General features: G+C 54.9%; 11 protein-coding genes. All 11 read right to left on the bottom strand.

Features of this window, described 5'->3' with window-relative positions; all coding sequences use genetic code 11:
• Positions 1–6: 6 nt before the first annotated feature.
• Positions 7–660, bottom strand: a complete 654-nt coding sequence (gene vasI / locus ACT3XD_RS15205; protein ID WP_192539195.1) for a type VI secretion system-associated protein VasI — start codon at positions 658–660, stop codon at positions 7–9.
• Positions 657–2,258, bottom strand: a complete 1,602-nt coding sequence (locus tag ACT3XD_RS15200; RefSeq protein WP_192539194.1) for a sigma-54 interaction domain-containing protein — start codon at positions 2,256–2,258, stop codon at positions 657–659. The genes vasI and ACT3XD_RS15200 overlap by 4 nt, the downstream gene beginning before the upstream one ends.
• A gap of 4 nt (positions 2,259–2,262) precedes the next feature.
• Positions 2,263–4,905, bottom strand: a complete 2,643-nt coding sequence (gene tssH / locus ACT3XD_RS15195; RefSeq protein WP_192539193.1) for a type VI secretion system ATPase TssH — start codon at positions 4,903–4,905, stop codon at positions 2,263–2,265.
• An 8-nt stretch (positions 4,906–4,913) separates the two neighbouring features.
• The gene (icmH, locus tag ACT3XD_RS15190; protein ID WP_192539192.1) at positions 4,914–5,768 is read right to left on the bottom strand and encodes a type IVB secretion system protein IcmH/DotU; all 855 of its coding nucleotides are present in this window, start codon (positions 5,766–5,768) and stop codon (positions 4,914–4,916) included.
• Between the two features lie 3 nt (positions 5,769–5,771).
• The gene (gene tssK, locus ACT3XD_RS15185; protein ID WP_192539191.1) at positions 5,772–7,106 is read right to left on the bottom strand and encodes a type VI secretion system baseplate subunit TssK; all 1,335 of its coding nucleotides are present in this window, start codon (positions 7,104–7,106) and stop codon (positions 5,772–5,774) included.
• Positions 7,106–7,645, bottom strand: coding sequence for a type VI secretion system lipoprotein TssJ (gene tssJ, locus ACT3XD_RS15180; RefSeq protein ID WP_192539190.1), 540 nt, complete (start codon positions 7,643–7,645; stop codon positions 7,106–7,108). The genes tssK and tssJ overlap by 1 nt, the downstream gene beginning before the upstream one ends.
• On the bottom strand, positions 7,642–9,033 hold the full coding sequence (tagH, locus tag ACT3XD_RS15175; protein ID WP_192539189.1) for a type VI secretion system-associated FHA domain protein TagH: 1,392 nt from the start codon (positions 9,031–9,033) through the stop codon (positions 7,642–7,644). The genes tssJ and tagH overlap by 4 nt, the downstream gene beginning before the upstream one ends.
• 4 nt (positions 9,034–9,037) lie before the next feature.
• A complete protein-coding gene (gene tssG / locus ACT3XD_RS15170) occupies positions 9,038–10,060 on the bottom strand; it encodes a type VI secretion system baseplate subunit TssG (protein ID WP_192539188.1) in 1,023 nt (340 codons plus the stop codon).
• Positions 10,024–11,787, bottom strand: a complete 1,764-nt coding sequence (gene tssF, locus ACT3XD_RS15165) for a type VI secretion system baseplate subunit TssF (protein WP_192539187.1) — start codon at positions 11,785–11,787, stop codon at positions 10,024–10,026. Before tssF ends, tssG begins: the two co-directional genes overlap by 37 nt.
• Before the next feature lie 18 nt (positions 11,788–11,805).
• A complete protein-coding gene (tssE, locus tag ACT3XD_RS15160) occupies positions 11,806–12,237 on the bottom strand; it encodes a type VI secretion system baseplate subunit TssE (protein ID WP_192539186.1) in 432 nt (143 codons plus the stop codon).
• Between the two features lie 15 nt (positions 12,238–12,252).
• On the bottom strand, positions 12,253–13,471 hold a 1,219-nt coding region (gene tssC, locus ACT3XD_RS15155; RefSeq protein ID WP_444280604.1), incomplete at its 5' end, for a type VI secretion system contractile sheath large subunit.

Genomic DNA, 13,471 nt, shown 5'->3' with positions numbered 1-13,471 from the left:
ATCACCTCACCAGCCGCAGTTTTCGCGCAAGGGATCTATCATGTCGTTCAGCCCGGTGACATCAAAACGCAGCCCATCCAGTGCGGCGACATCGCTTTGCAAACGTAGATCGCTTGCATTCAGGAGTTGCCTCAATGTTTCGATGGCGGGCAACCCCCGCCCACCGCTAATCACATGGCCATCGTTTCTGATCCGCCACTGCTGATTGATAGAGCGATTGCTGGATGAAAGCTGCACCTCTACGCGAGTACCTTCAATAGGCTCAGGAAGATGTAGCTGAAAGCGTGTGATCCATTTTTCACACGCAATCACCAAGGTCGGCCGAGGTGGAGTGGTGCCAAGCGCTGGCGCACTCATCAACACATCTTCACCCTGTTCACTGAACAGCAGTCCGGTATTTTCTTCTGTTCGCTGCGACTCTTGCCGTGCAATCGCATCCCACAAGGCAGGTAAAGCGCTTCCGTCGTTGTCGGGTTTCTCCGGGGCAAGAAAAATCTGGTCATAGCAACTCAACCGGTCCAACCGTGAGTTTTCCTGTGCACAGGTATGAGCGGCATCAAGCAGTGCCTGATCATTCGCCGTGGCTTGCATAGTGGTGACAGAGCCTGCGCACAGTGCTATCAGCATGGCCAGGCCATGTTTTCGCAATATCATGTTCATTTTGTATCCAGTTCCAGCAGCCGACATTTATGCGCGAGCGTCCGTTTGGGTAGCCCTAAACTTTTGGCGACCTGGGTTCGGTTACCATCAAAATGTGCCAGTCGTTGGGAGATGATGGCCGCTTCCACATCACGCAATGCCTCTTTCAAATCATCTACATTCTCCAGAAAGGAGAGTTTTTCCTGAGGTGCAAGAGGCATGGGTGACGCTGAATCAGGCGCTTCGGCTTGGATCGTTGGCAACATGCCAACATCGATATCCGCACCGTCAGGCGTCATTGCGCAGGCATAATCCACCAGGTTCTTGAGTTCACGCACATTGCCTGGATAGTCTCGGGCGTTGAGTACGCGCAACGCGCTTGGGGTAATCCCCATCTCGTGGCGTCCCTCTCTTGCACAAAAGTCCGCAATGAAGCACTCGGCGAGCAAGGCGATATCGCCCTGTCTTTGTGAAAGTGGCGGCAGCGCTAACGGAAACTGCCCCAGGCGATAGTAAAGATCCGCCCTGAATCGCTTTTCGCTAATATGCTCACGTAGCGGCTGGTGGGTGGCTGCCACTAGCCGCAGGTCAGCGTAACGCTCATTACTCGCGCCCAGCGGGCGATAGCAACCGCTTTCCAGCACACGCAACAGTTTGGCTTGCAGGGCTAGCGGCATATCGCCTATTTCGTCCAGAAACAGCGTGCCACCATCAGCCTGGCTGATAAGCCCTTCGCGCGCATGATCCGCGCCAGAAAACGCGCCTTTCTCATGGCCAAACAGTTCAGATTCCAATAGCGCCTCAGGAATCGCGGCACAGTTAATCGCCATGAAAGGGGCTTTGGAGCGCGCTGACAGCTGATGCAGCGCCCGCGCCACACAGTCTTTCCCGGTACCGGTTTCCCCTTCTAACAGCACTGCCAGATTGGTCTCCGCTGCACGAACCACTTTCCCGCGCAGCGCTTGCATAGCCGCGGATTGCCCCAATAGACCCTTGGAAAGCTGGTCTGCAAGCGCTTGGCGGCGCGCCCCATCATTGAGTTTTTCGAGCGATGCTTTAAGCACTTGTGAGCGCTGTCGCTCACCCTGCTCTTGAGACAGGCGTTGCCATAGCTGACATACAAATGTTTCAAGCGCGCCCATTCCCGGATCATTAACGAGCACTTCGAGCGTGCTGGCGTCCCCTGCCATCACTAATGCGCCCAGCCAGGTCTTCCGGCTATCCGCCCCGCGTAGCGGCCGCACCAGCAAATGAAGCTGGGGATTCAGACACGCGATCTGTGCCTGAAAATCAGGATGGTCCAAGCGCGTCCGCGCATCCCTTACGCTAAGCAGTAACGGCTTGCCACTGCGCACTACATGCGCGTAAGGGTGACGAAAATCGCTGCAGTCGAACTGGGCGTCGCTATTATCCAGGCCTAACCAGCGGCCGCTGCCCTCAAGATATAGACATGCTGACCACGCCATGCCTACCTGACGACGCAATAACTCTGAAACGCGCTCACGCAGCACAACCGAAGTTGAGCTTTCTACCAAGCGCAGTGCCAGTGGCATCGCCGCTAACTCACGATGCCATGGTCGTTCACTAGGTGCCGTAGGAGCAGCTGCAATGGCCGTCATCGCGTTATGCCACACTGGCGGTAAAAGTGCCGTGCTCGCTGTCTACACCCAGCTCCACACGCGTTACCGATTCTCGACGTGCCATACGCTCCAGCAGCGCGCGTGAAAGCGGCGGCAGCAACTCACCGTCAATGACCGACTCCAGCATACGCGCGCCGTTTTCGCTGCGCGTTGCTCGGCGGCATATGGCGTCCGTCAAAGCGTCATCCATCACCACCTGCGCCTGACGATGTTGCACCTCAATACGTTTCACCAACGTAGCCAGCTTGGCGCCCACAATGTCACGCAAGGTATCGTCTGCCAGGGGCAAGTAAGGCACTACTTCCATGCGTGCCAACAACGCGGGTTTGAAGAAATCGGCAAGAACGGGATAAAGCGCGTCATCCAGTGCCGCCGCGTTATCAGCGTGCGTTACGATCGCTTCGTACCCCAGGTTGGAAGTGAGGAAAAACAGCACATTCTTGCAATCGATAATGCGCCCTTCCCCATCGGCCAGCTCGCCTTTATCAAACGCCTGATAGAAGAGGTTCAAGACATCAGGATGTGCTTTTTCCACCTCATCCAGCAGCACCACCGAATAAGGACGCTGGCGCATGGCTTCGGTTAGCAGACCGCCCTCACCAAATCCGACATAGCCGGGAGGAGAGCCAATCAGCCGGGAAACCGTGTGCTTCTCCTGATACTCGGACATGTTGATCGTGGTCAGGAACTGACGTCCGCCATACAGCTGCTCAGCGATCTGTACCACGGTTTCTGTCTTGCCCACGCCGCTGGGACCGACCAGCAGGAAAGCACCTAATGGACGCCCCGGGCGGCGCAGATCCGCACGTGCTGTCAGCAGATGGCGATGCACCCGCTCGATCGCGATGTCCTGGCCTTTGATCAGTCCCCCCAAGTGGCTCGGCAGCTCCGTGAGTCGGGTCAGCTCGTCACTGGTCATGCGTTCCACAGGCACGCCCGTCCAATCACCAATTACTTGGGCAATCTGCGCCTCTTCGACGCTTGGGTTTACCAGCGCATGCGTCTGCTGCAGGCGCGTCAACTGCTGCTCCCGCTCGGCAAGCTCGGTGTGTAGCTGCTCGGGCGTGCAAGATTCAGTGGGATGATCGTCACCCTGGGCACGTTCGTCTGAGTTATCCAAGAGCTGACGGTGCAGCGTGACAATGGCGTCAACGCACTCACGCTGCTCCTGCCAGGCGGCTTCAAGCGTCGCGAGTTCTTCTTCCAGCGCGGCCAAGCGCTCGTTGAGCGTTTGACCTACCGAGGCGTCTGGCTCTCGTCCCAGCAGCCTTTCACGGGCTAACTGGTCGCGCTCGCGCAGAGCGGCGGTGTGTTCACTTTTCAGGTGGCTTAGCTTGCGTGGCGGCGTATCCAGCGCTTGCGCCAACCGCGTACATGCCGTATCCAGCACATCGATGGCTTTATCGGGAAGTTGGCGCCCCGCCAGGTAGCGGGCAGAAAGAGACGCCGCGGCGCGCAGTCCACTATCCCCGATCAGCACGCCGTGGGCGCGCTCATAGACATCTCGCAGCCCGCGCAGGATTACCAGCGCTTGCTCTACGCTGGGCTCAGAAAGTGCCACGGGCTGAAAGCGTCGTGAAAGCGCCGGATCTTTCTCGAAGTACTTCTTGTACTCGCGCCAAGTAGTCGCGGCAATAGTGCGCAGTTCACCGCGTGCCAGCGCTGGTTTCAGCAAATTAGCGGCGTCACCTCCGCCCTCCTGGTTGCCCGCGCCAATCAGTGTGTGCGCTTCATCAATAAACAGCAGCGTGGGCCGAGGCGCGTTCTTGACTTCATCGATCACCGCTTTAAGGCGTTTTTCAAACTCGCCCTTCACCGCGGCGCCCGCCTGTAACGCACCCAGATCAAGCGTTAAAAGTTCGACCCCCTTGAGCGCTGCTGGCACTTGACCCGCCACGATTCTGGAGGCTAGTCCTTCAACCACCGCGCTTTTACCCACACCGGCATCACCAATCACGATAGGGTTGTTCTTGCGCCGGCGGCCCAGGATGTCGAGCATTTGGTCAATTTCTGGATCACGCCCCAGTACCGGGTCCAGTTCGCCGCTACGCGCCTGCTCGGTCAGTGAGGTAGCAAAGCGCGCCAGCGCGCTGTCGCTTTCGCGTGATACGTTGTGGGCAGCCCCTGATTTTTCACTCTGTTCATGTACTGCTTCCGCTGAATCTGCCGTTAGCGTTTCAAACCGCCGGCGTAGATCCTCGCGATTGATATCAGCCAGCAATCGGCTGGTAGCACTGCTCAAATAACGTTCCACATTGTGCAGGAGTGCGATAAAGATCACCCCGCTACGCAGCTCAGCGTGCTGGTATTCGGTGGAAGCCAGCAGCCAAGCGTCCTGCAGCAACTCAACCAGAAGCGGTGAAAAACTTGGTGTTACCACGTCGAAGTCGCGGGGAGGCCGGGTCTCTGCGCCAAGTTGGGCACGCAGATTGGCAACGTCAATATCGAAGTGATTGCATAAACTACGCACATCGCAAAGCGGCTGGTCGCTTAGCGCCTGCAATAGATGGGCGGCCGTCACTTCAGGGGATTGTTGCTGGGCACACAGCACGGCCGCCTGTTCAAGTCCTTGACGGGCGATAACACTAAGACGACCAATCAATGCCGAAAGCTCTACCCTGAGCATAATGCCTCCTAACGATGAAGTTGATTAAGTAGGGATGTTACGTGCTCGGCCTGCTGATCAAGCGCCCATGAAAAGCCTAAATAAATCAGTGTCATGCTCACGAAAAAAACAGCAAATATGGCCCAGTTGGGCATCCCCTGACTGGCACGCTGGTGGTGCGTATGGACGACATTGCTCAGCGGTGTGGTGAGGATTTCATCTGGCTGAGGACTCAAGCCCGCAAGCTGATCTCCCAGCGCGCGGACAATCCTTTCGTATTCCTCACGGCCATCGGACATGACCCGATAGCGCCCCTCGAACCCCAGGCATAGGCAAAGATAGATAAATGCCAGCATGTCGAGGTAACGCTCGGGCTCCTGCTGCAAGCGAGCAAGAATCGAGAACACCTTTTCACCGCCCCATGTCTCGTTATGAAAACGTGTCAGCAACGAATGCTCGGCCCACTTGCTTTGCCGCCCCCAGGACATTCCCATCACAGCTTCATCAACAAACGAGCAGAGCACGTAGCGATAGGCCAGCAGGGTGGGTCGGTCATATCCCTGCTCTGTCAGCTCGATTTCAATGGAAGTGACCTCATCGACCACTTGTCGATACAGGCGGTCTATATCACCGGCACTGTCCAACTGTCTTACCCGTACCACCATGCCCAGCAGGCTGCTCGCGGCATCAATCATTGGATTGATATTGTGGCCACGCAGGCGAAACCAGTAGTCCTCATCGGCATTCAAGTGATCGGCGTGCTTGTGTATCAATACATCCAGGCTGCTGTCCTGGATGAGATCCTCGTGCCGCACAGGATCTTTACGATCAGCAACACCCACGGCACCACCATTCCCTGCCGAATCTGTTGTTAAGTGCTGCATGTGTTAGCTCCTAATGGCCCAAAATTGCATCTCCAGCCCAGGGAATTCGCCCGCCACGTGGAAGGCAAAACCACTGGCCCCGACCAGCATCGACCACGCTTCACTTTGGCGATCCAATTTGAAGTAGGTGTAACCGGCGTGATAAGGCAGCTCGCGTGGCGCCACCGGCAGCGCTTCAAGCGGCACGCCCGGCAACTGCAGGCTGATCAGATCGCGAATCCGCTCGACACTGGCAATCTTGGTCTGTTGTAAAAAGAGCTTACGCAGGCGCTCATTGGGCATATCGGCACGTACTGCTAGAATGAACTCAGCGCTTTCAATCAGCGTGGTGTCGTTAAGCGATGCCACCAGCAGGCCAAAACGACGTGTCTGCAGCTGAATAGCAATCGCACGCGGCTCGAGTACGGTCGAAAGCGCCTGGCGAAGCATGGTCATCAAGGGACGAAACGCCCGATCTGGAAGGTCATGATCGTAAGCAGGACACTCAGGCGGTAAGCGGGACTCGTCAGTAAAGGTCACCAACTCACAGGCAACCTCATGCATGGTGTCGTAGAGGCGTTCAGGATGCAGGTGCCCCAAGCGAGCCAGATGCTGGAAGCGCGGCTGAGCCCTATTTAATAGCTGCAGCAGCATGAAGTCAGAGACATCGGCAACGCCCGCCTGCTGCGGCGTTGATAGGCGCTGTGCAATATTTCGCGCCCGCTCACGCATCAGGCCGGCCATTTCGCCCACAAAACGCAGCAGCCCAGGAGCCGCCTGAACACTCATCAGCGTGGGCAGAAAATGCTCATCGAGTACCAGGCTGCCATCTGGACGACGCTCGATAATGCGGGCAACAGCCAAGCAGGCGTAGCCACTTCTATCGTCGTTTTCCAGCATCAGGCGAGGCGCGACCTTCGCGACCTCCAGATCAGCTATAACACCTTCTTGCGAATGCAGGTCGCGCACACTTTGAGCAGCGAGCCGGTAACGAGCAGGCAGCTCATCGTCCGGCCAGCGGACCTCACCCACGCCGTCGGTCGACAAGGGTATACCCAGGTAAACCACCTGATTGGCAAGGCCCGCGTCATGTATTTGCAAAGGCGTAGGCTCAAGGTCGTCCTCAGGAAAGCGGAAAGCCACACCGTCCGGCGTCACGCCACTGGCACGACCAATGGCGACTCTACCAAAACTCAAGAACTCCCGATTAAGCTCAAGCGATAAAAACCCATAGAGATAATTACTGACGCCTTTTAACCGAGCATCAATCAATCCTTCCATGCTGCGCTGCTGCTGCTGGAAGTGCTGAGGCTTGATAAACAGCCCCTCGCTCCATACCACGCGGTTACGGCTGGCCATCACTCCTCCTTCCTTAGTTCCACTTCGCTATCGCGTAAATGCACCAGCAAATGATAGTGCTCTCCACTGCTGGTTATTTTTACGACCTTTTTCCATTCAGCTTCATTAGGCGATGCATAAAAGGCTATCAACCCGATATAGCGTGTCTCTTCGTCAACCTCGAAAGGCTCATAGAACTTCCACTGCCCGGGGAGCAAGGTAAAATCGTCGTGGGTCAGATAATTGGTACCCAAGGCCTTTTCCAGATCGTCGCTAAGCTGACCTAAATCTGCGGCCATCAGCATGGAATCATCTTTTAATTGAAGTACTTGAAAGCGCAGCGGCGTTCCCTCTCCTTCAATATTAGGATTGACGTTGGGCTCAGCCACCATGCTAAGGTCGACCAATGTAGGCCGCTCCTCTGGGTAGCCAACAGGTGTTGAGGGATCCTTAAATATCTCCCAGGTTTTACCCGCCGCTTCGCGTGTGGAGGCGCATCCGCCAAGCATTATTAATATGAACAGCAAAGCCGCTATGCGAAGCGCGTTGGCTGCGTTCATGGCGCCTCCCGCTGCTGGCGCCGCACAGACTGGTCATAGGCTTGCTCGAATACTTCCCAGAACAGTTTTTGGAAGCCTTGCTGGCGCCCTGAGTTAAGCTCGCGGTAATAGTGCTGATACATTTCCCATGCCCAACTGCCTTCATCATCAATACGACTTGAGGCACCGCGGTAGGCGTGAAAACGGCGGGTCAAGGCGTCAGGGGAAAAAGCATCCAGTATGGCGCCCAGTGCGCTACCAATGGCTGCCTCGACGGCCGCTTGATGCTGGCCTTGATGCCGCAAGCTTTCTGCAACCGCCTCAGGAGCTGAAAGGTGGACAGGGCTTCTTTCGGCAGCAAACAGGGTGCCAGCCGTATCGTCGTAGCTCTGGCCAAGGCGCAGCGGATTATCTTCGATAGGCTGCAGCCGACGGTCACGCAGCGGGTACTTGCTATCGTTTTGCGTTTCCTGAAGCTTGCACAGCCCTTCGATAGTCGCTCGCAGCGTGCGCCCGGCCTCTTCTAGAAAGGCATGCTGCTCCTCGGTATTACGAAAATTCAGCGTTAAGCTCATTCCGCGTAGCAAGGGATCTACACTGAGATGGTCGAAAGAGCCTGCCGTGGGTGATGTCCAGCGATCTTCCAACTGCTCGCCAACGGAACGTTCCAAATCGTCTAGCTGTTGCTCGTCCATCACACGGCTCCTTAACTGCGTTGTACCTATATGGGCTTTAATGTCTGGTATCTGCGTTGCGCTATCTCGTGAGTGCTGGCCTCCGCGAGAGGCAGATGCATAATGATTTTTCTGAGCGGGGCGGGATGCTGGCATATCTTCCAAGGGCTCAAGCTCGGCAGCACCTCCCGAATGTCGAGAAAGCGCGGTGACAGGATCACGGCTGGCAAGTGACGATTCGTCGCCTCCCAGCGCTTGTAAGGGGTCATCCCTTACGCTTTCCTGCGGTGATACGTCGCCCTCCGCTCCCGATAAGGGCCGGCCCTCTCCATCAACGGTCTCATTATCTTCATCGACGACATCAGAAAGCGACTTTCCCCGGGCATGAAAGGCATTGACACCATCCAGGTGCACCTTGACCTTGTACTCGCCTACCAGTATCTGATCACCGTTACGTAGCGCCACCTTACGGTTACGCCCAATCGGTAACGTGGCCTGATTAATAAAGGTGTGTCCGCTGCGATCAATCAGACAAAACTGACCATCACGCTTCAAGACTTCTGCATGGCAGGGATGAACCCGGCGGGCGTGATCCTGTAATAACCAGTCGTCGTCGCTGGCGCTTCCTAACGTTCCCCCTTCCGGTGGAAAAACGTGGCTGCTTGTCGAGCGTCCTTCTAGCAACTCGCTATTGGTAATAACCATCATTAGTGCTGACTGCTGATTAGTACTCATATCATCATTCCGTCATCTGAATACGTACTCGACGACGCTGGTGAGCCTTCGAGTTATCGGGATCAACAAACGTAGTCCAGCCAAGCTGACAAGAACTTTCCTGGCCTAGTCGCATGGGTTTCACTTCACTTTCGAGTAGTTCAAGTTCCAAGTCACATGCCAACGGCGAGCGCAAAACGAAGTTGACCAGCGTTTTAAGCGCAGGAAAATCTTGCCCGTCAGGCAGAAAATCGCGAAATCGCTGAAGACTTAACCCTCTCAGGCATAACGCAAACTTACCGTTGACGTCTCGAACGCGCTCGCCTGCCACAACGTCCTGTCCTAGCGTCATGTTGAGCGTGCCGCTTTGGCTACGCTGATCTAGCGGTATCTCTACCCAGCGCGAAACCCACTCTTCAATTTCCACCTCATCAAGGTCAAAGCAGTGCCCGACAATATTGCACACCACATCAGGAGAGCGGGAACGGCCAGCCAACAGCCCCGCATACGCGAGCATCTTGCTCCAGTTGATGGGCGTATCGCCCCGCAAATCACTATCTGCCAGCCCCACCAGCGCAAATACGGTGGCTGAAAATCCATCTTTGGCATCATCCTGATAACGCACGTAATGGCGATACTTTCGCCAACTGTGATGCAAGAGGCTCAACAGGCGGTGATTGAAAAAATCCAGAAAATCACCGGCCGCGCCTTCTTTATGCGCCGCGTTGTGGGCCAGCGCTTCCAGGTAATAGCTTGGCAATGGAGACTGAGCGCCTTGCAGCCCCATAAAACTGACTTCCATCTCGTACTGGTCAGCCCCATTAGCTTTTAGTGCCAGTACATCGCTGCTCGGGAAGCCGAGCGATGCAGTGGCCTTGTAGCGCACGCGCTGGAACATCGGCATGTTGTCACCATGCCGCCGCTCTAGGTCATCGCCATGGTGGCGATGCAGGAGTTCTAGGAGTTGATAAAACTCGTAGCGTCGCGCCCCCTGGAAAAGAGGCGCCAGCGCTACATCAGGGGCTGCTGCCCCGGTTGATACGTCCATGTATAGCGCTCTTGGTTATGACGGTTGATCACATGCAACTCATGAAATGAGTTGATACTGGCGTATAACGAGAAAAAACGTGCCAGCACGCTACCAAAAAGATAAAGGCTCCCCTCGTCACCAAAGGCCTCCTGGTCCAGCGTTACCACTGACCGCAACCCACGCACTGGCAGCCCTTTTCGCAAGCGATCAATATGCTGAGTTTCAATTGCCAGGATGCCAGCCAGCCTTTTTTGCGCAACGCGCTCGGCTTGGCGGTCCACCTTGGCTCTAAAATCGTAAGCACGCAGAACGGAGCAAAGTGCATCGCGTTCAAGCAGCGAAAGATAATTAAGAGATAGATTCGAAATCAGCATCCATAACAATTGGTCGTCTAGCGCGGGGCGTAACACCGGTGTTGGCCGCGTAATATTGCGAAATGTGGCATGCGCCGGGCTATCCTGCGTTTCGGTGCTAATATCGCCTACCGTCAGCCGCTCAGGCAGCTCACGATTGCTGCACGTCAAACGTAGTGAAACTGTTTCACGCTGACCCACCAGTTGGCGCTCATCATCACGAATAAAAGCGATATCGTGGTCAAAGCCATCACTTCGCAAGCTTTCACGAACGCGCACACGGTAATAAGAAGCGTCTCGCCCCCGGTCGCGCTCAAGTTGATGCTCAAAACTTTCAAAAGAAACAAACTGCCTGGGCTTTCCCTGCCCGCCAGACTGGCTTCCCTCACGCCAGCCTTGCACATCATCAACACTGAAGATTTCGTAATGGGAAGGCTGACGACTGCTTGGACGGATACGGTATTCGCTGCGCTCTCCACTAAGGTCAACCGGCTCAGCATCATGCTCAAATAAATTGATGGCAGGCGTACAATAGAGCGCAAGATGCTCATTTTGAACGCGTGCATCAGCAGGCAGCGTGCGTGAAAAAACAAACCGCAACGTAACGTTCTCGGCCGTTTCATCCGGTAGATAACGTTTTAGATTCTGCACATCAAAGAAATGAAATGCTTCAGGAAAACACAGGTATTCCTGCAGGATGCGATACCCTTGATGCACATTTCGTGGATAAGGCAGCAACGCCTGGTCGCGTGCAAAGCCAACCGATTGAATCGACCCCGCCGGCAGCTTATGTTTTTGACCATCCACCTCAAGCTCAATGTGAGTGAGATAGTGGCTCATCCATAAATAGAGCGTTCGAGCCGTATATCCATCACCGCCCAGGTGAATACGTAGCGTTTCCAGACCAATCTGGCTTAGCGGCTGGTCGCTACGCACTTCCATACGCAGCTCTACAATGGAAGACTCGCGCATATGGCGCGCATCGACACCGACATGGGCCAGTGGGTAGAGGTCAACATCATGGCAGGTACGAAAAATACAGGACGTTCCCTCGATTGGCTCACTTGAAAGCTCAGCACCTCTTGCGATTTGATGGTGCTGACTTAATGCATACCAGGTCGGCGTGAACTGTATGACGGTCATACTTGGCACCGGGCGCAAATAATTGGGCCATAGCATGCTAATTAACGAGTGGGTAAGCTCTGGAAACTCATCTTCCACTTTTTCCCGCATGCGCCCGGTCAAAAACGCAAAACCTTCTAACAGACGCTCAACATCTGGGTCTGTACTGCGTTCGGACAAAAAGCGGCTAAGACCGGGATTTGCCTGCGCAAACTCCCGCCCTTGGCGCTTTAAGAAATTGAGTTCGTCCCGGTAGTAGCGGTTAAGCATGCGTGCCTCACGAGCCTATCAATTAGTGCATTGATAGCGCTTGTTATTGAGCAATAAATCAATGGTGGTTTGAGCGTTATCTCGACCAAGGGCAATGGTCACATGCACTTGAAAGCGCAGCTGCAAAGGGTCGCCCGCATTGGAGAGTGACTCGACCTCCACACGCTGGACGCGTGGCTCGAAGCGTTCAATACACTGCCGGATGGCGTGCTGGATATTAAGCTCCAAATCCAGTACGCCAATCGTGGCATCGTTGAAATCCAGAAGCCCCAGCTCAGGTGCGCATGCACAGTTACCGGGATGGCTATTTAAAAGCTCAACAAGATGCCGCTTGATTGACTCAACGGCTTCAGCCAGTTGCCATCCCTCATCGCGCGCAGCCATGCCCTCATGCATAGCTAAACGCTCAAACAGCCGTCCGCCTAATAAACCGCTGCTGTCAGTTGCCATAGTGCTGCTCGCCCCTTATTCCTTGTCGAGACGGCCGACCAGCGATAGCTCAAAGTTAGCCCCCATATATTTGAAGTGCGGGCGTACGGCCATTGAGACCTGGTACCAACCTGGATCACCCTCTACGTCTGAAACCTGAATGGAAGCAGCGCGCAGGGGACGACGGCTACGCACATCTGACGGCGGGTTTTCTTGGTCAGCCACGTACTGGCGAATCCAGGTGTTGAGCTCGCGCTCAAGATCCTGGCGCTCTTTCCAGGAACCGATCTGCTCGCGTTGGAGCACTTTGATGTAGTGCGCCAGCCGATTAATGATGAACATGTAAGGCAACTGCGTGCCGAGCTTGAAGTTCGTTTCGGCCTCTTTGCCTTCCGGGGTGTTGGGGAATACTTTTGGCTTCTGTACGGAATTGGCTGAGAAGAAAGCAGCGTTGTCGCTGCCCTTACGCATGGTCAGCGAGATAAAGCCTTCTTCGGCCATTTCAAATTCACGACGATCCGTAATCAGCACTTCCGTGGGGATCTTGGCCTGTAACTGCCCTAACGCTTCGTAAGTATGTACCGGCAAGTTCTCAACCGACCCGCCGCTTTGCGGCCCAATGATGTTAGGACACCACCGGTACTTGGCGAAGCTATCCGTTAAACGCTCAGCAAGTAAGTACGCTGTATTACCCCATAGGTAATGGCTGTGATCCGCGCTTACATCTTCACGATAGTTGAATGTCTTGATTGGATTTTCAACGGGATCGTAGGGCATCCGCAGCAAGAAGCGTGGCGCGGTTAAACCAAGATAACGTGAGTCCTCTGATTCACGCAGGCTGCGCCAGCGAGCATATTTAGGCCCCTCGAAAATAGCTTTAAAGTCTTTGATATTGGGCAGCTCCTCAAAGCTATCAATACCAAAAAAGCTAGGATCCACTGAAGACAAGAAAGGAGCATGCGCCATTGCCCCAACGGCTGCCGTATACTGAAGCAACTTCATGTCGGGTGTTGAAGGGGCAAAGTCATAGTGCCCAATAATACCCGCTACCGGTTCACCACCAAACTGGCCATAACCCGAGTTATAAACATGATGATAAAGGCCGCTTTGGGTTATTTCAGGCGCAAACTCAAAATCATCAAGCAGCTCTTCTTTGGTAGCATGAAGAAGATCAAGTTTAATGTTTTCGCGAAAATCCGTGCGATCAACTAACAATTTCAAACCACGCCAAGCAGACTCCATCTTTTGAAAACTA

Origin of the sequence: Halomonas sp. AOP7-B1-5 (assembly GCF_052353045.1) — a bacterium.
Classification (GTDB): Bacteria; Pseudomonadota; Gammaproteobacteria; order Pseudomonadales; family Halomonadaceae; genus Vreelandella; species Vreelandella colorata.
Note: the sequence above shows the minus strand (reverse complement) of the source record. Positions and strands in the feature narration are given on the sequence as shown.